At 48.2% G+C, this 22,799-nt stretch carries 21 protein-coding genes; 3 read left to right on the top strand and 18 right to left on the bottom strand.

The genetic code is table 11. The features are described 5' to 3' along the window. Positions 1–97: 97 nt before the first annotated feature. From H065_RS0108455 to H065_RS0108420, 8 genes are all read right to left on the bottom strand, one after another. Positions 98–1,210 carry a peptidoglycan DD-metalloendopeptidase family protein gene (locus H065_RS0108455; RefSeq protein WP_152425840.1) on the bottom strand — a complete coding sequence of 371 codons (1,113 nt, stop codon included), beginning with the start codon at positions 1,208–1,210 and terminating at the stop codon, positions 98–100. A 162-nt stretch (positions 1,211–1,372) separates the two neighbouring features. Next, positions 1,373–2,617, bottom strand: a complete 1,245-nt coding sequence (locus H065_RS0108450) for a TraB/GumN family protein (RefSeq protein ID WP_026136107.1) — start codon at positions 2,615–2,617, stop codon at positions 1,373–1,375. A gap of 167 nt (positions 2,618–2,784) precedes the next feature. Then, complete coding sequence (locus tag H065_RS0108445; protein ID WP_017812605.1) at positions 2,785–4,131, bottom strand: ABC transporter permease; 1,347 nt, start codon at positions 4,129–4,131, stop codon at positions 2,785–2,787. Next, positions 4,124–5,029, bottom strand: a complete 906-nt coding sequence (locus H065_RS0108440; RefSeq protein ID WP_017812604.1) for an ABC transporter ATP-binding protein — start codon at positions 5,027–5,029, stop codon at positions 4,124–4,126. The genes H065_RS0108445 and H065_RS0108440 overlap by 8 nt, the downstream gene beginning before the upstream one ends. Continuing rightward, the gene (locus H065_RS0108435; protein WP_017812603.1) at positions 5,026–5,997 is read right to left on the bottom strand and encodes an ABC transporter ATP-binding protein; all 972 of its coding nucleotides are present in this window, start codon (positions 5,995–5,997) and stop codon (positions 5,026–5,028) included. Before H065_RS0108435 ends, H065_RS0108440 begins: the two co-directional genes overlap by 4 nt. Positions 5,998–6,014: 17 nt before the next feature. After that, entirely contained in the window at positions 6,015–6,407 is a 393-nt protein-coding gene (locus H065_RS0108430; protein ID WP_017812602.1) for a GntR family transcriptional regulator, read from the bottom strand. A 47-nt stretch (positions 6,408–6,454) separates the two neighbouring features. Further along, positions 6,455–7,171 carry an ABC-2 transporter permease gene (locus H065_RS0108425; protein ID WP_017812601.1) on the bottom strand — a complete coding sequence of 239 codons (717 nt, stop codon included), beginning with the start codon at positions 7,169–7,171 and terminating at the stop codon, positions 6,455–6,457. A gap of 232 nt (positions 7,172–7,403) precedes the next feature. Beyond that, positions 7,404–7,592 carry a hypothetical protein gene (locus tag H065_RS0108420; protein WP_017812600.1) on the bottom strand — a complete coding sequence of 63 codons (189 nt, stop codon included), beginning with the start codon at positions 7,590–7,592 and terminating at the stop codon, positions 7,404–7,406. A gap of 470 nt (positions 7,593–8,062) precedes the next feature. Between H065_RS0108420 and H065_RS0108415 the strand changes: the two genes are divergently transcribed. Beyond that, the gene (locus tag H065_RS0108415; protein WP_017812599.1) at positions 8,063–9,103 is read left to right on the top strand and encodes a serine hydrolase domain-containing protein; all 1,041 of its coding nucleotides are present in this window, start codon (positions 8,063–8,065) and stop codon (positions 9,101–9,103) included. A 25-nt stretch (positions 9,104–9,128) separates the two neighbouring features. After that, positions 9,129–10,322, top strand: a complete 1,194-nt coding sequence (locus H065_RS25565; RefSeq protein ID WP_017812598.1) for an MGDG synthase family glycosyltransferase — start codon at positions 9,129–9,131, stop codon at positions 10,320–10,322. Positions 10,323–10,345: 23 nt separating this feature from the next. Here H065_RS25565 and H065_RS0108405 read toward each other — a convergent pair whose 3' ends face one another. After that, positions 10,346–10,918, bottom strand: a complete 573-nt coding sequence (locus H065_RS0108405) for a xanthine phosphoribosyltransferase (RefSeq protein WP_017812597.1) — start codon at positions 10,916–10,918, stop codon at positions 10,346–10,348. Positions 10,919–11,673: 755 nt separating this feature from the next. On the opposite strand from H065_RS0108405, the gene H065_RS0108400 reads away from it, so the two are divergent. After that, positions 11,674–12,033, top strand: coding sequence for a helix-turn-helix domain-containing protein (locus H065_RS0108400; protein WP_017812596.1), 360 nt, complete (start codon positions 11,674–11,676; stop codon positions 12,031–12,033). Between the two features lie 229 nt (positions 12,034–12,262). On the opposite strand, the gene H065_RS0108395 is transcribed toward H065_RS0108400, so the two are convergent. The 9 genes from H065_RS0108395 to H065_RS0108350 form a co-directional block, all read right to left on the bottom strand. Continuing rightward, positions 12,263–13,588: a UDP-glucose dehydrogenase family protein gene (locus H065_RS0108395; protein WP_017812595.1), complete on the bottom strand. Its 1,326-nt coding sequence runs from the start codon at positions 13,586–13,588 to the stop codon at positions 12,263–12,265. A gap of 288 nt (positions 13,589–13,876) precedes the next feature. Further along, a complete protein-coding gene (locus H065_RS25560; RefSeq protein ID WP_081604093.1) occupies positions 13,877–15,040 on the bottom strand; it encodes a glycosyltransferase in 1,164 nt (387 codons plus the stop codon). Then, positions 15,004–16,371 (bottom strand): sugar phosphate nucleotidyltransferase, encoded by a 1,368-nt coding sequence (locus tag H065_RS0108380; protein WP_017812592.1) that lies wholly within the window; start codon positions 16,369–16,371, stop codon positions 15,004–15,006. The genes H065_RS25560 and H065_RS0108380 overlap by 37 nt, the downstream gene beginning before the upstream one ends. 63 nt (positions 16,372–16,434) lie before the next feature. Then, the gene (locus H065_RS25555; protein WP_017812591.1) at positions 16,435–17,727 is read right to left on the bottom strand and encodes a glycosyltransferase family 4 protein; all 1,293 of its coding nucleotides are present in this window, start codon (positions 17,725–17,727) and stop codon (positions 16,435–16,437) included. Between the two features lie 69 nt (positions 17,728–17,796). Continuing rightward, positions 17,797–18,381 (bottom strand): WcaF family extracellular polysaccharide biosynthesis acetyltransferase, encoded by a 585-nt coding sequence (locus H065_RS25550; protein ID WP_017812590.1) that lies wholly within the window; start codon positions 18,379–18,381, stop codon positions 17,797–17,799. A gap of 39 nt (positions 18,382–18,420) precedes the next feature. Further along, on the bottom strand, positions 18,421–19,671 hold the full coding sequence (locus tag H065_RS0108365; protein WP_152425839.1) for a glycosyltransferase family 4 protein: 1,251 nt from the start codon (positions 19,669–19,671) through the stop codon (positions 18,421–18,423). Next, positions 19,601–20,860, bottom strand: coding sequence for an O-antigen ligase family protein (locus tag H065_RS0108360; RefSeq protein WP_017812588.1), 1,260 nt, complete (start codon positions 20,858–20,860; stop codon positions 19,601–19,603). Before H065_RS0108360 ends, H065_RS0108365 begins: the two co-directional genes overlap by 71 nt. Further along, complete coding sequence (locus tag H065_RS25545) at positions 20,826–21,470, bottom strand: DapH/DapD/GlmU-related protein (protein WP_017812587.1); 645 nt, start codon at positions 21,468–21,470, stop codon at positions 20,826–20,828. The genes H065_RS0108360 and H065_RS25545 overlap by 35 nt, the downstream gene beginning before the upstream one ends. Next, positions 21,467–22,627: a glycosyltransferase family 4 protein gene (locus H065_RS0108350; RefSeq protein WP_017812586.1), complete on the bottom strand. Its 1,161-nt coding sequence runs from the start codon at positions 22,625–22,627 to the stop codon at positions 21,467–21,469. The genes H065_RS25545 and H065_RS0108350 overlap by 4 nt, the downstream gene beginning before the upstream one ends. Positions 22,628–22,799: the final 172 nt, after the last annotated feature.

Here is a 22,799-nt window from a genome sequence, read left to right as displayed (position 1 = left end):
AACTATTGCATATCCGCCTGGTAATCACAATATATTCTTGCAGAATAAGAAGATATTGTGATTTGTACCAGGGAATACAGATTCACGTGATAATATCTTATTTACTCTCCTTTATCACTTTGCTGCTCGAAGCATCTACGATTTGGCCTTTAACAGGTTGCATATCATTGGACCAATGAATACGAAGCGATTTCCACGTCATCAGATCCGGTCCATCCGATACCTGGAAATGCATATGTGCTTCGCTGGAATTACCGGAATTGCCCACTTTGCCAATCGGGTCGCCTGCCTGAACCGTATCACCTGGCTTAACGGTAACGGAGCCTTTTTGCAGATGTCCCAGCATACTGTATTCGCCGCCATGATCAATAACGACCATATTGCCGCCAGGCTGCTTGGGATTCATGACACCTACCGGTTCGTTATCTGCAATCGTATTAACTACCGATACCACTTTACCGGCTGCCGGAGCGATTACTGGCTGACCAAAAGCATAATAGCTCTCGTTCTTCTTGGGATCGCCGCTGTAGGACATCCCATCCTTAACCTGTACCAAATCATAGGCGTAGCGCTGGGACTCTACAGCATAGTGATAATTTTGCAGGACGTTGGTGCCACCCCAGAATACATACCATTCTCCGTCCAGTGGCATTCGATACGTATTCTTGCTCAGCGCTTTGTCTGTCGCCGGAAAGCTCTCTAGCGGCTGCAGCTGCAGACCGGCGATTCGGCCTTGTTCATCGATAGTGCCTGTCAGGCCTAGTTTCCCGTTATCGCTGATCCAATTGTACTGCTCATATCCATTCATCTTTGAGATGCCCAGTGAACGGAAAGACTGAATTCCCTGCAGCATGGACTTGGAGGTGGCTTCCAGATCCTTTGCGGATACAAGCTTCTGGAATTCATCGGTCATACGGGCATGAACCTGATCAGTTCGTCCATCCAGCAGCGCCGTGGGAATATCTTCGGCCTGCAGCTTGCCTGCTGCCGTCTCCTGATCCTTATGATTATTATCTGTCATATTCGTTGTGCCTCCATTCTGTTGTGATGTAGTAGAGCCTACTTCTGTACCTGGAGCAGGCTTTGCAGGGTTGGTACTTTCTTGCCCACAGCCAGCAAGCAGTACTGCTGCCAATATACCTGAAGACAGTAAATAATTCGCTCTTGATGTATATACGTTGTTTGTTGATTTCCTGTTCCTAATTTTCATATATGTCCCTCCCAAATTATGCATATACAATGTAATGGATAAAAAGAAAGAGCTGTCTGATATCAAACAGCTCTTTTACAGATGTTGATCCCTATTGGAGCATTTCATATCTGCCTTTTCTATGTGCCAGCATTCCGGATAATGTCTCCTGCCGGAAGCCCTTTATTTCCGTACGACTTTGTAGCCTTTATTCTCCAGCAGTTGAATAATCCCCTGCTCTCCCAGATAGTGACCTGCGCCAACCACGATGAAGTATTCTTCCTTTTTACCGTTTTTGAGATATCCGTCAATTTTATTCACCATTCCGATATTGCGGTCAGTCAGCATAGCCTTGTTGTACTCCGCATTATCGGACATACTGTTGGTGAACTCCAGGAGTGCCTGATCATTGCCGGTTTTCCACATGTCTGCCATTTGATCCATGGCTGTATCCATTTGATCGTAGCTGTCCAGCGCAGTATTGAGATTTTTCTCTTGTAGTTCTTTGGAGAAGTTATTGAACATGCTCAGCTGGGACTCATAGCTTTCCAGCTCAACAACTGGAATCTTGCGTTCTACGGCTTTCTGGATAAAATACAGATCAATACCGGCAGAGGCTTCATAACCAGCTTCCATCGGTTTGAGGGTACCGATCATTACTTCAGCGACCCATGGTTTGAAAGGATCCAGTGCATCCCGTTTCATTTTGTTTTTCTCCAGCACATCACCGAGCTTGGTGTACGTCTCGCTGGAAATATGATCTTTGAGCGTGCTGCCATCCTGGTACATCCCCAGCTGCATAATCAGCTTCTGCTGCTCTTCGCCAGCCGCTTTGCTGATATCTACTTCTACCCCCAGATGATCCGCTTTGGCAAAGGCTTCTTCATATTCTTCACGCAGTGGATAAAAGCTTTTATCCGCCAGATGCATAGAACCGACCAGGTAGACCGTATTGCCGTTACTTTGTACTTCCCACATAAACCCGCGGCCTGCTTGTGAAACTTCAGCTGCCGGAGCGGTCGTCGTACCTGCATCGGTACTCGCAGATACCAGCTGTACCGTACGAGTCCGGGCATCCCAGTGAACACTATAACCTGCCGCATCACCGATAATCCGAACAGGCACATAGGTAACACCATTGATCTCGGTTAGTTTGCTCTGCAGGGTAATACTCTTGCCATTCACCACTACAGTAATACTGTCTGCTGTCGTTCCCTTCAGCTCTGCATCCATTGCCTTCAGTGTAGAGCGAAGTGGTACCAGGGTAGTCTTGTCACTGATTACCGGTGCGCCTGTACCATAATCTACTTTTTGCTCGTCTACTTTGACACTAGCCGGCTGCGGCGCAGCCATAGCGGGTGCAGAAGCAGCGGTCAGCAGACTGGCGGATACGGTCAGGGACAAAAGCATTTTTCTCCAGAGTTTCATTTGCATGGGTGATTTCTCCTTTGAGAGTGGGATGACAGGATGAATGGCTGAAGCTTATCGTGGAGTCTGGTTAGATAAAACGGCCTGTTCACCTGCGGAATAGTACGGCGTGACAACAAGATGAAATATAGATACCTAGTGGCTGGTCATACGATGATTGCTTCTATTTATATCTTGTAGGCTTTCATCGCTTTGCGGATTTCTTTCCAGCTTGGACGCTTGCCATACATCAATACACCGGTACGATAAATCTTGGCGGACAACCATCCAAATATGAAGATGGCAATCACCAGAATAATGAGCGAAATGGTTAGCTCCCACCATGGCATATTGCCAAGCCCGATCCGCACAATCGCTGTTGTTGGCGAGAAGAACGGGATATAGGAGGAAATCTTCATCAGCAGCGAATCCGGATTGGTCATACTGAAGATGCCGATATAAAAAGCTGCCAGCGTCAATACGGTCAAAAGAGAAACCGCCTGTCCCAGATCTTCTGTACGGCTGACAATCGATCCCACAGCCGCATACAGTGTAGAGTACAGGAAATAGCCCAATACATAATAGACAAGACCTAGTACAGCTACTTCCCATGACAGATTGCTGATGTGAATATCAAATTGCGCCAGCACCTGCTGATAGTAAGGCAGCATAAGATGGACGATAAAGACAATGGCATACAGTCCCATCTGTGTCAGTCCTACCAGGAAAATGCCGATGATCTTGCCGAACATCTGTGTTAGCGGCGACACACTGGTAATCAGAATCTCCATCACTCTTGAACTTTTCTCCGCTGTAATCTCCGACGCGATCATATTCCCGGTCATCGTCAGGGAAATAAAGAACAGAATCAGCAGCAGATAGACCAGTATATAATTTTCCATGGTCAGCGCGCCCGACTTGCTATCTGTGCCTTTCATATCATCCAGCGCAACACGTGTCAGACTGACCGGCGTGCCGATTTCATTCAGCTGGGCTTCTGTCAATTGTCCGCTGGTGACCGAACGAACCTTGGCTGTCTGCGCTGCGGCCTGCAGCATAGCCTGAACACCCGCGCTATTTTTCTCGCTGACATAGGTGATAGAAGGGAATGTCTCTCCAGCCGCCGGCTTTTGCAGCTGCAGATACCCATCCAGCTTGCCGGCTTCGATCTGCTGGCGCAGCTTCGCGGCATCTGTCGGTTCCGCCTGCCATTCGATCCGGGTTACCCCTGTTCCTCTGAGCGCGTTCACTTCTGCAGCCCCTGCATTACCGGTATTGTTGGCAGCTGCCGGTTTCGTTGCAGCTGTTTTGTCCGCGGCTTCCTTGATCTGCTCGGCAATCTGCTGATACGAGCCGCTTGCGATACCAATACGAACCAGATCTTTGTCCGACTGTCCGGAGAATAACTGGATAAAATAAGGAATATTCAGGCCTACGACCAACAGCAGCAGCAGCACAAGCGTCGTCCAGCGAAAAGACTTGGTCTTGGTTTTGTTCCGATAGGTAAATCCGATAACTGCACCTAATTTATTCATGAGAGGATCCCACCACCTTAATGAAGATTTCATTCAGCGTCGGTTCTTTAACCTCAAATTGGTCGACAGCTCCTTGCGACATGGCCAGCTGCAGAATCTGCTGGGCTGCCTGCTCCTGTTCGATCCGGATCATGTAACGTCCATTTTCCTGACGTACCACTTCGGTGACTCCTTCGATCGTGTCCAGACCCTGAATTTCGCTGGCAGTCCGTAGCACAACCTTTTCCCGGGGATAGCTGTTCTTGATCTCATTCAGATCTCCCTGCAGCACCGGCTTGGAGCGGCGCAGGACAGTAATATGACGGCACAACTCCTCGACATGCTCCATCCGGTGGGTGGAGAACAAGATCGCCGTCCCTTCCTTGCGCAGCTCCAGCACGACCTGTTTGAGCATCTCTACATTGACCGGGTCCAGCCCGCTGAATGCCTCATCCAGAATCAGAATCTTCGGCCGGTGAATAACAGCAGCGACAAAGCCCATTTTTTGCTGATTGCCCTTGGATAGTTCTTCGATCCGCTTCTCCCGGTATTCCATCGCATCAAAGCGTTGCAGCCAGTAATCCAGACTCTGGCGCGCATCGGTAGCTTTCATACCGCGTAGCTGAGCCAGATACAGCATCTGATCACTTATTTTGACCTTCGGATACAGTCCCCGTTCTTCGGGCAAATATCCCATCATCGCCTGCAGCTCGGTCCGGTAGGGCTGTCCGTGATAGCGAATACTGCCTTCATCCGGATGAATCAGTCCCAGCACCATGCGCATCGTTGTTGTTTTGCCTGCCCCATTGGCTCCCAATAGTCCGTAGATCTCGCCTTCTTCCACTTGCAGTGACAAATGGTCTACAGCGGTATGACCGGCATATTGTTTGACAATTTGGTCCAGCATTAACGGATTCATAAACGTGCCTCCCTGTCTGTTTTCAGATGATGATCCTTAACCCAGCAGGACAGAAGTTCTTCCCATTCCAGTCCGTGTACCTGGGTGGTAATGCCGCTCTTCTCCGCAGTCTGCTGGAGAATCTGCGCATCTGCTGTCAGGATGCGAACCGAACCATCCGGCTTATCATCCCATTCGATAATACCTGGGCACTCCCTCAGCCAGTTCAGCGTCTGTATATCCTGTACAGGATTGATCCATACTTCCTTCCACTGCTGGTACAATTCATCTTTTTCCTGCATACCGCAGATCTGTCCCTGATGCATCAGCACGACATAGTCGGCCAGCCGCTTAACTTCTTCCATTCGATGCGTCGTAATTAGAATCGTCAGATCTCTCTGTTCCATGGCCTGGTTCAGCATAATAATCATGTCTTTCCAGGCAAAAGGGTCCAGTCCGGAAGACGGCTCATCCAGCAGCAGCAATCTCGGCTTGGCTGCAATCGCTGCTGCCAGTTCGAACTTCTGCCGCTGCCCTTTGGAGATTTTGGATAGCTGCACATCGGCCGGTACGTCAAATGCCTGCAGCAGCTGATCAAATTGCTGCTCATCCCAATCAGGATACCAGTAAGCACGAAATCCACCTGCTGTGCGGGCAGTCATACGGTCTTCTTCGCGGGAAGGTTTTTCCGAGACATAGGCTATTTGCTGTCTCAGCTCCAGTGGCATCTCTCCCTGAACGCTCTGTCCAAACCAGCTAATCTCTCCGCTATCTGGATACAGAGTGCGAAGCAGCATATGCAGTAGCGTGCTTTTACCTGTTCCATTCTCGCCGACAAGTGCGGTAATGCAGCCGTGTGGCAGAGACCAGTTCAGCGGTCCCACCTTATGCTGTCGGCGCTGCTTGCATACATCTTTCAATACGATGACCGAATCCGTATCTTCCATATAATAGTTGTCCGATATATGATGAGCTGTCGTCTTGTTCATTATTCATCATCTCCTGTCTACGAATCTGATTCCCTGGTATCCAGTATCTCCTGAAAAAGCTGTTCCAGCTGCTGACGATTCCAGCCCATATTGTAGCTGCGACTGATCATCTCATTCATGAGCTGCCTCACATTCTCTTCGCCCATTCGCGTTCGCACTTCCTGTTCCACACCAGTGACAAAGGTTCCGGTTCCCTGCCTTGTACGCAGCAGTCCTTCGTTCTCCAGATCCTGATAGACCCTTCGTACGGTAATGACACTGCATCTAAGATCAGAGGCAAACTCCCGAATCGAGGGAAGCAGGGTGCCTTCTTCCAACTGGCCGCTGATAATCAGTGCACGCAGCTGATTCTCCACCTGTCGATACAGCGGCTCTGCGCTGTTCTCATTAATTTGTACCGGTATTCTCATGGTTGTTTCCTCCGTATCGTATACTTCTCGACCTCCCTGTGCTGTATTCACATCAGATCACGCTTTTTGGCCTTCCGATCTGTCCACCAGAATGCAATAAACATGGCTGCAATTCCCGCTGCCAGCAGAATCCAGACTATCGGCGAACCCAGTCTGTCCTCAACGGAGATTCGCAGCAGCTGACCCGATATGTTGTTGTGGGTGAATGTTCCTACAGCGCCAACAATAATTAGCACGACCAGCACAATCAGGTTATAGGTACGATATTGCTTGTAATTCGTAGTAAATTCCCAATAAATATAGACGCTCAGCAGCAACAGTCCGATTCCTCCCCAGGAGAGGGCAAAAGCAAAATAACCACTCAGTGTCATATTCGGGATATGCCGTGCTCCAAACCCATATACAATAGTGAAAAAGATAACCCAGTTATAGATAAACATAATGATCATCTGCTGCAGCCTGCTGCCCAGAACTGTAGCAAACGGAATAGGAAGAGTGCGATAGTATGCAAGCAGCTCGGTGTACATATCCTCACGCATCATACGGAAAGCCCTGCGGGAATAATCGGTGCCCAGCATCAGTGCCGAGATCAGCATAATAAAGTCGATCATTCCGGAATCCAGCACTTCGCCAATACTTATAAAATACAGACCTCCTACAAGCAGGCTCATATATAGCATGAATGCAGCAGCCCATACAAACATAATCCGGTTCTGTGAAATTTCCTTGCGGGTTAGCACCCAGCCATTTTTGAAATCAAACATGATTACACCCTCTCTGTGATCATTGTGTATAGTGTGTATATCCTTAAGCACAGTATATACACACTATACACAGTACACAACCCCTTTTTGGAAAATAAATAAAAAAAGTCCCCTGGCAGGAGCTGCCAGAGGACATGTATTTTACAATTTCAGTATGGTTACAATCAATTTCAGGTGGTGCGTGTAATATGAGCGGTAGCCGCTCCTTTCAATGTGCTGATACACGGGTTCATTAAGAGACGGATGAATTCAGTCGAATCAGTTCATCCTCAACAAGAAGCGTGAGTTCTTCTTCGTATCCTCCAGTTATGTGGTATTTTCGCACATATTCCTTCACGAATTTCTTTGGATCCTTAGGCCGGAAAATTCTTGTCATCTCCCGTAGACTTTCCTTGACTTCGTTATGACCTTTAGTTGCCATGGAATTCCCTCCCCAAAACGTGCCTTGTTTTTGAGAACGCCGAAAAGATCCGTGATGTGTAGTGTGATATGAAGTTGTGTCTCGTCTGTGATCTTTTAGCACTTTCGGTAGGCATTTATCCTTAACAATACCCCTGCAAAGTCGTGCTGAATCATTCCGGCTGCCCGCTCCTATCTTGCTTAACAAGGCCGATCTTGCCTGCATAATTCTGGAATCTCTGTAATGACTGTGCCTCTCTGGCGCACTGACTGTTCAGGCATGGCTGTCTACAATCAGTACTTATCTAAGCACCATCTAGCTTTATCATACCACATATTGTGGCGGCATATCATCTTTCTGGCATAAGTTATTTAGCGAAATTGGTTTTAATTTTAGGTAGGACTGCCTCAAAAAGCAGAGATTTGGCAGTAATCATGACATTCTATGCAAATTCGGGTAAAAGACAGTAACCTATCTGAAGGAGAATCCCGATGAACGAGAAAATACCCATTCTAATCTCATCCAATCTGCTTCGTCCTGCTCTGCCTGCCGCCATGGCTGTGAATCCTAAGATTGATGAACAACAGCTTCGCAAAACGGATCAGCGGCTGGAGCAGGAATATCCACGTATCAACAGCTTCCTCGTCGCCCAAAGTGGACAACTGGTATACGAGAGCTATTATAATGGCAATACAGCCAGTAATCTGGCGGATCTGCGCTCAGCGACCAAGAGCTTCACCTCGGTGCTGGTCGGTATTGCCAAACAACAAGGGCTGTTCCAGGATATTGATGAGAAGATCGAGCGTTATCTGGCCGATCAGTTTCCGGCACATCCGTCTGCCGAACTGCGCTCTACGACCATTCGGCATCTGCTTACCATGACAGCAGGATTTGACTGGCAAACCGGCAAAAAGCTGGGTGAGCCGGATATTCACCAATTTCACCGTACACGTCACTGGGCACGTGCTGCGCTGAAGCGCCCGATTATGCCGGAGACAAGGGATCATTTCCAGTATCGCAGTATTGACTCCCATCTGCTCTCGGTACTTATCAGCCGCTGGACCGGACAGGATGCTTTTACGTATGCGAGAGAGCATTTATTCGGACCACTGGGTATTGAGCAGGCTGCATGGTCACCCTCTCCGGAGGGAGATTCGATGGGTCATGTGGGTCTCTGCCTGACACCACGGGATATGCTGCGCTTTGGTATCAGCTGTCTGCAGCAGGGGAAATGGCAGGAGCAGCAGGTCATTCCTGCCGATTGGCTGGAAGAGTCCTTTACTCCCCAGTCTGAAGGTTATGCCGGTTATGGTTATTATGGATACGGTTGGTGGACAGGCAAGCAGGACGGGCTGGACTATGCCTGCGCTCATGGTCATGGCGGGCAAGAGATTATTATTTTGCCGCAGCTGGATACGGTAGTCGTATTTACATCGGACAGCAAAGTCCGCAAGTACAAAAATCCCCGGCATCTGCTGCCGGAGATGCTGTTCCCTGCACTTCAGGAGGCACAGCAAGCTGATAGTACATGAATCCGAGCCGGAAAGGACTATCCCTATGCAGCATGATTTACCCTGTGTTCTGATTGTATATGCGAGTTATGGTGATGGACATCTGCAGGCTGCCCGCTCTCTTCAGAGCAGTCTGTACGAGCAGGGCATCCAGCGGGTCGTTCTGCTGGATCTGATGGCAGAGTCCCACCCCTGGATCAATGAGATGACCCGATGGATCTATATGCAGAGCTTCAAGACTATTCCCCGTCTATATGGCTGGGTCTACTACAAAACGCGGGAAATGAAAACAGGGACTGTGCTTTCCAACTGGCTGCATTCATTTGGTACACGGCGCATGCGTGAAGTAATGGAGTACGAACAACCGCATCTGGTTATACATACCTTTCCACAGCTGGCACTCCCTCATCTAAAAGCCCGCCGGGAACTAACGACGCCACTGGTGACCATACTGACCGATTATGATCTGCACGGACGCTGGCTGCATCCCCATATCGATCATTATTATGTCCCTTCCGGAGAAATGAAAATAGAAGCTGTACGCCGAGGGATTGCAGCAGAGCGAATCAGTGTGACGGGGATTCCGCTTCATCACAGCTTTGAACAGCAGAAGCCAGCTCCAGTCTATCGAAGCCAGCTCCTGCTGCAGGCTGGACTTGATCCGGAGCGCAAAACGGTTCTGCTGCTGGCAGGTGCCTATGGGGTACTGCAACATGTACAGGAAATATGTGAAATGATTCAGCAGCGTGATGATACACAGCTGATCGTTATTTGCGGCAAAAACAAAACGCTATGCGAGGAATTGGGCCAACGTTATCAGCACCATGCCCATATACGAATCGAAGGATTTACCGACAGGATGAAGGAATGGATGACGATGAGTGATTGTGTTATCACCAAGCCCGGCGGCCTGACGATGGCAGAATGCATTAGCTGCCGACTGCCGGCATTGCTGCTTCATCCCGTTCCCGGACAGGAACTGGAAAATGCACGATATCTGGAAGCCAAGCAGGCTGCACGAATATGCTATTCTCCGCAGGAGCTGCACGGGGTACTCCATAGCGTGCTGGATCAGCCAGAGCTTCTGGAACAGATGCAGCAGCATATAGACGCGCTGCGTACGCCTCCTGCCTCGTTACAGATCGCCGAAGATCTGGTGAGCCGCTATCTTACCCACCTTAATGATGAAACAGCTGCTATACGGCCCAGATTGGCTTTTCGGAACAGCCGTTATGTCTGATCCTGCAGGCAGCAGCTGTAGATTCAGTCGGCAAACTGTACCTGTCCATCTGCAAGACCGGCAATACGAACCAAAGATTCGAGTCGATAACCTTCATCCGTCAGCAGCTTGGCTCCAGGTTGGAAGGACTTTTCGATGACGATACCAATGCCGGCCACCTGGGCACCGGCCTGCTGTACAATCCGTGCCAGTGCAAAAGCTGCCTCTCCATTGGCCAGAAAATCATCGATAATCAGTACCCGGTCTCCGGGATGCATAAACTTTTTGGAGACCGTAATATCATTGCTCTGCTGCTTGGTATAAGAGTAGGCCGTTTCTACATAGATATCTTCGGTCAATGTCAGCGACTTTTGTTTGCGTGCAAAAATCAGCGGCACATTCAGTTCCAGCGCGGTCATAATGCCCGGTGCTATGCCCGATGATTCAATTGTAAGTACACGTGTAATTTGTTCATCGGAAAAACGGTTGGTAAATTCTCTGCCAATCTCTTTCATCAGTACAGGGTCCATCTGGTGATTCAGAAAGGAATCGACTTTGAGTACATTGCCTTCGAGCACAATTCCTTCATTAATTACCTTATTGCGTAACAATTCCATAGGACTCATCTCCATCTCTTTTTAATTACATTGTATATACCACATTCATAGTCCAACATCTACAGCGAACTGCAGGAGCTGCGTATCTCTGTCTACTCTTCTGCCATCTCTCTTCAGCATTTCTTTCCTACTTTAACAATTGAATAGATTGGTACCCTATGGCACAAATCGTTAATACTATCGAGTTTTGATGCATTTAGTCGTATTTGCAAGAATTATAATTAATCCGGATTCATTCATCTAACAATGACAAAACGCATCAAATTACCTGTTCGCTGTCAAAACGTATAGGCGTGAATACTAGTGAACGCTCCTCTGTTTGGTAGATTCTTTGGGAGTGTGCCGATAAATCACGTGAAAACTTATAAATTTAGAATCAAATCCGATATATAATAAGGACTGCATTCATCTGGATGTTCTATTATTCCAGTATCTTGTTATAGATTGTTCGCAAATTGAATAATAGTTAGCAAAAGTATTACATACTGTAGACTTCTCCGTTTTCCTTGCCAGCGTATTATAATACTTTTAAATCTATTATTTATATTTTTTGTAAAAATTGCCTATATAGTAGTGAATAGGCGTATACTATTGAAAATGGAAGTATATTGGTTGTGCAGCACTGTTACGGAAGTTATCCAAAGTAGGCAATCATATCACACCGTGCTATACTTTATGTATTGTCTGCGGCTTTTCTCCTACTTCTGTTATTATTCAGGTCGCATACATCATAGCTTCACTAGGAGGTCTTTGTATTGTTCGCCCAACGCCTCAAACAACTTCGCAAACGACGAAATATGTCGATGAAAGAAGTCGCAGATTATATTGGAGTAGCCAAAAGTACTTACGCAGGCTACGAGTCCGGCTATCGTCAACCCACACTCGAAACGATTCAGGCTATTGCCCGTAAGCTGAATACAACTTCCGATTATCTGCTTGGCTTGACAGAGCAGTATGATCCCATTTCCTCAAATACGAACGCTCGTGAATTTCTCAACCATGCCCATTTGCACTGGGATGGCGTTCCCCTCGAGGCTGATGATCTTCAGTTGATCCGTCAGCTGCTGGAGCGTGTCGTACGGGATCGTGCGCACTCTGAAGAAGAACATCATTAATATTTCACTTCATTCCTGCCCAACATCATGATTAGAATATAGATTCCTACCTACCTGTTTCTTTATACTATATGCAGCAATATAAGCCGGTCTGATCGGTCATAAGCAGGCCGGCTTATTCGTGTCTTCTTATATAGCTTTTGTCGAATACCAATGAAATCCAAAAAACCACCGGATCGCAATAATAGCGACCCGGTGGTTTTTTGACAAAAATTGGTTCAAATTTAGGTTAATTGGCTACTATAAAACTATCACGCAAGAGTGCTGGACGACCCATGGAATGGTAATCCAGGCCAGTTGCTTTGATCCGTTCGGCACTGTATACATTGCGTCCGTCGATCAGTACAGGATTGTTCATAACCGCCTGAACTTCTACCAGATCGACATTTACAAACTCGCCCCATTCGGTAAGCAGGCAGATTGCATCGCAGCCGCGCGCAGCTTCGATGGCATTTTCTGCATAAGTCACGGATGGGTGATCGTACTCACGACGGAAGTTATCTGCTGCTACTGGATCGAATACCTGTGGCAACGCACCGAATTCAACCAGTTTTGGCACGATCTCCAGGGATGGTGCATCACGAACATCATCGGTATCCGGTTTGAATGCCAGACCCCATACTGCAATCTTCTTGCCACTGAGGGTACCGAGTGAATCCAGCAGCTTGTCGATAACGGCCCAGCGCTGGGACTGGTTCACTTCAACTACAGATTTGAGCAGTTTGAAATCATATTCCACGTTACCGGCAATCTGGATCAGTGCATGTGTATCTTTCGGGAAGCAAGAACCGCCATAACCGATACCTGCATTCAGGAAGGAAGCGCCGATACGACGGTCCATACCCATACCTTTGGCTACCTGATCCACATCAGCGCCTACTTTGTCGCAGATATTGGCAATCTCATTGATAAAGGAGATTTTGGTAGCAAGGAACGCGTTGGAAGCGTATTTGATCATCTCGGCACTACGGATATCCGTAATAACCAGGTTTTCGGTCAGTGGTCTGTGCAGAGCAATCAGCATATCGGCTGCTTGTTGTGTCTCTACACCGATAACGAGACGATCCGGGTTGAATGCATCTTTGACAGCAGATCCTTCACGCAGGAATTCCGGCATGGAAGCTGTTGCAAATGGTTGATCTGTCAGGCTGGCAATGATGCTGTTAACACGTTCGTTCGTGCCGACAGGTACGGTACTTTTCACAGCTACTACGGTGTAACCGTTAATTGAAAGCGCAATCTCGCGTGCAGCGGCCTCGATATATTCAAGATTCGCTTCACCGGATGGCAGTGGTGGTGTACCTACAGCAATGATAACCAGATCAGATTCCGGTACAGAAGCACTCAGATCTGTTGTGAAAGAAAGACGACCTTCCTCTACATTACGCAGCATAATTTCCTGAAGGCCTGGCTCATAGATTGGAACGCCGCCATTTTTCAATGTTTCGATTTTAGCCGGGATTTTATCTACACATGTTACGGTATTTCCGACTTCTGCAAAGCATACACCAGACACTAGACCAACATAACCTGTACCAATAACTGTAATTTTCATTATTCACACTCCCATTTCTGTTTGTAGTTGAGTACTGAAATCCATGCTATTTTCACCAAGCGATTGGGCAACCTCTATTCACGTATAATGTTAATCAACCGATATAGTCTGTATAAGAATTGGTGTATCCAATCTCATATCTATATTTGGAGGCTGATCATTATGAGAAATCAGGGAAATCCGACATTTGCCAAAGGTTGTCTGTGGGGCACTGCCCTGTCTCTGCTGCTGTGGGCCGCTATCCTCTGGATGGTCATGCACTGACCCATCAGCAATACGTCTGATCCACTATACTTTTACATGCTGTAAAAGATTATGAATATAATCCGTAATATCAGTCAGTGACGCACCGGAAGTTTTATCTTCCCTGGTGTATGGAAAAGCATCAGACGGTTCATCGTTCCATACTTCCAGGCCCTGTTCCGACATCAGATCGAGCTGCTGTATTTCTTCCCAAGACATTAACGTTACCGGATGTTCCAGCGGAATAGCCGCAATCGTATGACGGTCTTCATAGAAACTGCTTCGGTTCAGCAGAACCAGCGGCTTGTTCAGCTCTACCGCTTCACATATCGTGCCCCAGCCTGGCTTGGTAATCACGAGGTCGGCAGCAGCCACATAATTCTGTGACTCGCTATAGTCGGCAGGAATATGTGAAATATTCGGTCGCTCGATATCCATATTTGCCGATACGATAAACCGGCAGTTCTCACTGTCCCATAGCTTCAGCGCAGACAATTCGTCTACCTGAATACTCATGCCCAGTGCGAAAAAGATCAATTTGCTTTGTCCATCCGGATTCAGTTCCTCACGGATACGCTGGACTTCGAGCTGATCAGGACGCCGGCAGAAAAATCCGGTATTAATCCTGCCTTTACAGCCCCACGCCGGTTCGGCGCAGCCTGCGAGGCCAATAAAATGATCCATCCGTGCATAAGCTTCACGTAGTCCGTTCAGTTCATGCAGCTCCAGCATATCGCGGTAGGCCGTATACCAGGTGAAGTTGGAAATGCCAAGCGATTCTACGCCTACTCTCCATGCAGCAGCAATTGGAATCGGCGAAATGTCACTGATTACCAGCTGTGCACCGCTTTCCTGCAAAAATCGTACTTCCATAACTACTTTTTCTTCAAACAACGACATGTCGCTATTATATTGTTCGCGTAGACGAGGAATATCAGCTGCAATCGAATCCGTCTGCAGTACATATCCTGTATCCGAGAATGTACGCCGGAACTCCAGCTCATGCGGTCCGCTAGTCTGCAGGGATTCCTGCAGAAAAGACAGTGCCCGGCCTGAGTTGATAATCAGTCGCATCGGCGTCCCAGTACAGCTTTCCAGCATTTGCCGAATGACGGCAATACTGCGCGTTGCATGTCCATATCCATAATCAGAGACGTAGTAACAGATAGTCGTCAGATCTTCAGGCAGTTTTGAGCGATATCTTCCCATGAATGGAACAGCTCCACCAGTTGATTGTTGCGTTCATACATTCCTGTCTGAACGACGATAAATTCCATTGCGCTTGAAGCGCGCATACTGTGCATGGCTTTGACTGGAATATGCAGTACATTACCTGCACTTACCTGCATCACATTGCCGTTAAGAACAAATTCGCCCTCACCTTTGACGATCGTCCATACTTCTTCGCGTTCGGTATGGCTGCGATAGCTGAGGTTATGGGCTTCTTTGAGTCCAATACGCTTGGTCGATACGCAGCGTCCATCTTCATACTGCTGATCGTCCAGCACATGAACCCATCCCCATTGGCGTTCTTCGAACATTGGGCCCTGATCAAAATTAACCAGTTCTTTCAGCTTGGGGCTGCTGGCTTTATCAGAGACGAGGATACCATCCGGGCTAACTGCTACTACGACATCTTTCATGCCGAGTACAGTAACCGGAATATTCGTCTCATTGACCAGATGCGTATTTTCACAGTCAACGCTGATAATCCCGCGTCCGATCTGTACGCTGCTCATTTCCTCGGTCAATGTGTTCCATGTACCAAGATCTTTCCAGTAGCCGGTATAAGGAACCGCTACGATATTTTCTGCTTTTTCCACGACTTCATAGTCAAAGCTGATCTTCGGCAGAGCTTCATAGCTGCGCAGGAATTGCTCATATTGGATCGGCATGCCTTTTTGCTCCAGCAGGTTAATAATGTACCCGAGCTTGAAGGCGAATACGCCGCAGTTCCAAAGAGCTTTCTCGGCAATCAGCTGTTCTGCATATTCTTCCGTCGGCTTTTCCTGAAAGCGGCTGACCGAACGAAGGCCGGTCACGCTTGTTTCGCCGGACGGGATGATATATCCATATTTGGAAGACGGATACGTTGGCTCTACGCCAATCAGCGCCAGATCCGCATTGGACTCTTCAATCGCGTCTTCAAGGCTGCGTACCGTTTCAAAGAAATGATTATCGACATAAGGATCGACCGGGAGAATCGTAACGACTTCATCCAGGCTTACACCCTGAATGGAATACAGATAGGTTGCTGCCAGTGCAATGGCAGGAAACGTATCCCTTCTTTCCGGTTCAATGATCAGTGGTACATCGGCTCCGACTTGACTGCGCATAATCTCCACCTGAGACTTGCCGGTGGCAATATAGCTGGAATCGCTCAGTCCGCTGATGTCCAGCTGATTCCATACACGCTGAACCATCGATACCAGCTCACCCTGCTCATTTTCCAGCACTCTCAAAAACTGTTTGGATCTCGCATCATTGGATAGAGGCCACAGACGCTTTCCTGAACCTCCGGATAAAAGGATAAGTTTCACTCCGATCCCTCCTATGTTTTCTGTGTATTTGTTGTCTTACTGGCGAATCATCGGTGATACGGCTTACCTGGATTCAGGCAGCATGCTTGGTGACGAGGATGGAGCAACCATGGACAGCAGCAGCTGGCGGTATTTCTCCAGCGATACATCACGGCGGAGATGTTTCTCCAGATAGTCTCTTCCGTTTTGACCGACTGTTTGCAGTTCCAGACGATCCATTGCATACAATGTCCGGAGTTTTACAGCGACATCATCATAATTTTGAGGCTCTGCCACCAGACCACAGTAGCTTTCCACAATCAGGCGATGCGCTTCACTTCCTTCCTCGAGTACACCGAGTACCGCTTTACCGGCAGCCATGACTCCGTAGATTTTGCTGGGAACCGATACACCCTTGATTCCCTTCTGATTGACAACCAGGTGAACGTCAGCGGCATTGAGTGAATATTTCAAATCCTCTTTCGGTTGAAAGGGGAGAAAACACACCTGACCGGATTGAATCAATCCGTGTTGTTCAGCATAATCCATCATTTTCTTCTTCATGGCCCCTTCGCCGATGAAGGCGAATACCATGTCTTTGCATTCTTTCAGTTTCGGTACGACGCTGATCAGGTTTTCGAGGTCATAGTACAATCCCAGATTACCGGAGTACATAACGACGAATTTGCCTTCCCAGCCGTTCTCACGAATAAACTGGGCGACACGCGGATGGTCTTTGCCAACCGGCACAATCTCCTGCTCATTGGTCCAGTTGTTAATCACTGTATTGGCAATCTGTTTGCGACCGCCGAACCGCTTGTCCAGTGTCTCCTGCATATCCTTGCCGACCGTAATCACATGATCGGACATGGAGCAGTTGATATTATCAATCGCCCGGGCGATATTGAAAATCCATTTACGATCCGTATAACCGACCGCTTCGGCCTGCTCGGGATTGAAATCCTGAATGTTGTAAATATGCTTGGAACGTTTGAATAGTTTACCGATTGTACCGATCAGTCCACCCAGTACCGGCGGTGTCGAGATCGTGTAGATAAAGTCGGTGTTTTTCTCTTTGAGCAGCTGATACGTTGCGAACCAGAAGTACGTCGAGATGTACTTGATCCGGCTCAGCTTGTTCTGCTTGTCTACCTCTGGCAGACGAATACGGACAACCTCTATATTCTCCAGACGGTCACGAAGTACCCGGCCTTTGGCACCGGAAGGACTTACATAACCCGGAGGACATTCGGCAATGACTGTGATATCAAAGTCATGCTGCAGATACAGACACAACTCGGTCAACAATTGTCCCGTTGAAGCATAATCGGGATAAAAGTAGTTAATGACAAATACGATTTTCGGTTTATCCTTCACATTTATCCCTCTCTAGCGTTTGGATTTTAAAACGCGATGTTCCATAGTGCTTGGTGCGTATGCACGTTACTACTTTACGATGTGTACAGCAGGAGTCTGTTGTTCTTCCGGGAACCGGTGCTTATGAAAAGCAGCGGGGAAGCCGATGTGGACTTCGTTTCTCGGAATGTCTTTGACTACTGTACTGCGTGCTCCGGCGACTCCCAGTTCATGGATAGTGATGCCTGGATAGACAAATACGTCGCTTGCCACCCATGCGCCATCCTTGATGATGATCGGCTTGGTAATCAGGCCGAACGTAGGGTCGCTGAGCTTGTGGCTGCCGGTGCACAGATAGGAATTCTGTGAGATGACACACTGGCTACCGATTACGATCTCATCCAGACTGTAGAATTCAACGTTGTCTCCAATCCAGGAGTGTTCACCGATCGTGACTTTCCATGGATAGGTGAATTTGGCGGTTGGACGAACTCTTACGCCCGGTGCCAACCTGGCACCAAAAGCATTAAGCAGGAATCGTCTCCAGCCGTACATATTATGCAGCGAGAAACGGAACAGCGTCCCTTGAATGAACCACCAGATCAGGCAGTACCAGCCGGGTTTGCCACGCGAGTATTCTGCCTGTGTGTATTGATCCAGTCTGATTTGCGTCATTTCCGTCTCCTCCCTTCCGGCGGCAGGGCTGCTGCCGCTCTACTCTGCCGGTGCGGACTCGGAATATACCGATGCTTCCGGCTTGCCGCTGATAGCGCGGCGCAGTACTTTGTCGAGCTTACCGGCTACCACTTCGTGGGCACAGTCGCTGACCAGCCATTCCATGGCTCTGACAGGATACAGGCTGTACTGCTGTGGATGAGCAAGAATCTCGTTCAATCCGGCAGCCAGCTCTTTGGGATCATCATTATCATAAGTAACAAACATATTCTGGTTAATCACATTGATATCAGACACGCCGGAGGTGAGAACCAGCTTGCCGTATTTGATGTATTCCACGACTTTGGACGGGAACGAACATTCACTGAAGCTGATTTTCTCGCGCTGCGTGTTAACGAACAGGTCAGCGGTCTCCATCAGCTGTGCATAATCGTGATCATCCAGGAATCCATGGAAGGTAATCTTAATTTGTGGATTCTGATGGCTCTGGATAAACTGCTTGAGCTTGTCTTCCAACGGACCGTAGCCGGTAATATCCAGCTCCAGCTTGCGGCCGGTGTTCACATAAGGAAGGGCATCCAGCAGAATCTCAATACCGCGATCATAATCCAGTCGTCCGGAGTAGACCATCCGGAACGGGCGCTCGTCCGTTCCCAGATCGACTTCGCGGACCGGTTTCAGTCTGGACGGATGAACCGTACCGCCGCGTACGACGGTGTAGTTGTCCGTGCTGACTCTTTTCTTCAGTACCGATGTAACGAGTACGGCACCATCCAGCAGCTTGTTCGCAAATTTCTCAACTGCCACGGACAATTTTTTGTAGTGTTTGTTAGTCTCGGTAACAGCGTAGATACCATCTTCGTATTCCACGATCAGTGGTACACGATACAGCAGTTTGAACAGGATCGCCGGCAGCGCCGTCTCCAGACGGTAGTTGTAAAAGACAACCGCTCTTGGTTCCTTTTTGTGTTCCCGGTTCCAGCGTACGAGCTGGAAAAAGGTAGTGAACAACGTCATCAGCAGGCTCACGCCTTTGAGATCCACTGTTCCGGGATAAACTACTTCACTGTTGTTACCGATTGGATAAGCATCCCTGCTAAACCATTTCATCGTGTTTTGCTTGAGCAGCAGCGGAGAGATCACGGTAATATCATTGCCGCTCTCTTCCATGGCCAGCAAAATGCAATCGATTTTCTTGTTACCCGCCGTATGCTTGGCGCTATATCCCCTCTTTTGCTGTAACTGGGTGTTGACGTAAGGGGCGACGTATGCGACTGACTTCGTTTCCACGGATTTCACCACTCTCTATCTTTTCGTTTAGTCTCATTCTGCTGGTATCCAGGAACATCAGTACGATGAACACGGGCTGGAACAGCATATTCTCCGTTGAGAAGACAATCACCAGACCGATAAAGATGAGCAGTGTCTGAAACACGCCGCCAATCGGCCTCAGCAGTTGAAAGAAATAATAAATCATCAGAATCAGCAGCAATGGCAGTCCGAACTGGTATCCAAAAGTCAGCAGCGAGTTGGAAGAATCGGGTATACCGTATCGTTCCATCAGCACTTCATTATTCTGGAATCCCCAGCCAACAAGCGGCTTCTCCACCAGCAGCTGCAGATTGGATGTGGTATCCAGTGAACGCCGGTTAAAGGAAGCATTATCATCCTGGAACTTGTCGGTAATAACGCCGCTCTGGACAATGAACAGTGCGAGCGGGATAAATACAATCAGTGACATGACCATTCGTGCCATCTGCTCGCGCTTGCCATTGCGAATCACATAAGCCAGGTAAATCAGTGCGCAGATCATATACCCCGAGGTAGACATGGTCGTCAGCAGGGTAGCCGTCAGGATAAGCAGTTTCCATTTCGGCACTTTCCGGTTGGTGAACAGCATCAGGAAAATGCCCAAATTCAGAAATACCTGATAAGCGCCCGGCTCCCAGAAGATTCCCTGGTTACGTGTCATGTTCCACAATCCGTATACATGAAAAGGCGTAATCCGATAAGCGCCTCCCCATACCGGAGTCGGTGGAACGAGCTGGCGCACCAGCGCCGCATCCAGCACACCTGCCAGATAAAACGGCATGCCCAGCAGGGCAAGCGCCACGATCAGCCATTGATAACTTTTGGCTGCCTGGCGGAGATCGATCCGGTTCAGAACCATGAATACCGCCGCCATCTTGAGAATCAACCCGATATAGCCATTCAGATTATTCTGATACATCAGCATATTAAACAGGAGAAAGATAACGATTAGCAGCAGAATCAGGAACTGTTTGGGTTCAATCCGTTTCGGAAAATAGAACACCAGCGCAATCGCGAATAAAATCATGATGAATTCGGAGTACATCAGTTTACCGAATAATACAGAGCCCGATGTAATCACAATGAGCATGACGGTCAAAAACGTCAGGAACTTGCTTTTGACCGTGATGTCATTAGGATTGGACAGCGTATATGGATTTAACGTCATTATCATTCACTTCCAAACGTTTGATCACTTTGGCAGGCACTCCGGCTGCAATACAGTTCGGAGGGATCGAGCTTGAGACGATACTGCCTGCGCCGATGATGCTGTTTTTGCCAATCGTCACACCTTTTAACACAATCGAGTTGGCGCCGACCCATACATTGTCTTCGATGGTCGTTGCCGCTGTGCCGATATCGTCAGGCTGCTTGTTGAAGCGCCGTCCTTCCGGCTTGATCGGATGAAAATCCGTATCGCTAATCTGCACGTTCACACCCAGCATGACTTCGTTGCCGATATGAACACTCGACATGGCGCAGATACTTGCTCCGCTAATTCCCACATCGTTGCCGATCGTAATACGGGCGCCGCTGCGCAGTGTACGAATCACAGTCCGGTGATTCAGTCCGATCGGATTACTGTAATCCGATGAACACAGAATCGCATTGCTGCCAATCGTAATCTGGCTGCCCGGCTCCTGATCCACAATCGGCATACCGACTGCGATCAGATTGGGACCAAAGGAAATCCGCTGTTCCTTGAATATCCGGCGAGTCATCCAGGTCGAACATTTCTTGGCTACTTTGCGTTTTACTTTGATAAAAGAATTAATCATACTGGCTCCCTAACAAAGAAACGGTTGTAGAAGTCAAAGGTGCGCTTGGCATTTTTACGTGCATCAAAGTTCTCTTCGGCAAAGGACAATGCATTCTGTCCCAGCTTCTCGTACAAGGCAGGATCTGTACCGATCTTGATCATGTACTGTGCCATTGCACTGTAATCACCGGTTTCAAACAGATAACCGGTCTTGCCTTGCAGAATCAGTTCATTCGGTCCGCCGATGTTGGTGCCGATCGCCGGTTTCTTCATCGCAGCCGCTTCGATAATGCTGCGCGAGAAATGCGGTTCTACGAACGGGCACATCATGACGTTGCTGGCAGCGATCATCTGTGGTACATCATCACGGAAGGCCAGCGGATAGATCTGGTCATTGCCTTTGCAGGCTTCCATTACTTTGTCTTCATATGCATTGTTCTTGTTAAAGTAAAATCCGCCAACGATCAATTTGAACTTCGGATGATCCTTGCTGATTTTGTTGAATGCTTTGACCATATCCAGTACGCCATTACCGCTAACGATCCGGCCGATATACAGGAACACGATATCGTCATCGGCAAGTCCCAGCTCTCTGCGTACGCCGGCACCACTCACATCCGGGTTATAGGATTTGAAATCCACAAAGTTATATACGACTTCCAGCTCACGGCCTGCACTATCTACCGTCTCGGAATCAAACTGATCGATGGAGATGTAACCATCCACGTATTTATGATTCATACGCTTCAGAATATTACCGGCGAATGAATTCAACAGCGGCTCACGCACATGGCAGACCACTTTGGTATCCGGAGATACTTTTTTGGCTGCACGCGCTACCTGGAACAGACAGGTGCTATTCAGATGAATGATGTCCGGCTGATATTTGCGAATGTATTTTTTAGCCTGAAAATAAGTAGGCAGTGCGCCGATCAGGTTACGGACAAACAGCTTCGGCGTCATGCCGGATACCGTCGATCCGTGGAAAGGAAACATGCCTTTCGCCACTTCTACCGGCAGTCCGCCGGATTCCAGCAGCTTCACCGCAGGACCATTTCGAATCGTGAGCACATTTCCCTGGAACTTTTGCTTGTCCAGATGGCTGATCAGGTAGGTCAAACTTCTCGGTGCTCCACCCATGTACCCCGAATGATGGACATACAGTACTTTTTTCAATGCCTACGCCTCCTTGTTTCTTTGCTTGAATTTCTTTGCTTAAATTCACTTGAATATGAAGCAGTGTGGTATGAGACACCGCTTCGGCATGAGATCATTCCTTCAGGCGCTGTTAAAAATGAATATCCTGAACTACTGCTTTCAGCAGGGGATATTTATTTTTAAAGGCTTC

This window comes from Paenibacillus shenyangensis (assembly GCF_000346635.1).
In the GTDB taxonomy this organism is placed as follows: domain Bacteria; phylum Bacillota; class Bacilli; order Paenibacillales; family Paenibacillaceae; genus Saccharibacillus; species Saccharibacillus dauci.
The sequence above is the reverse complement of the archived record's forward strand: the minus strand, read 5'-3'. Positions and strand labels throughout refer to the sequence as shown.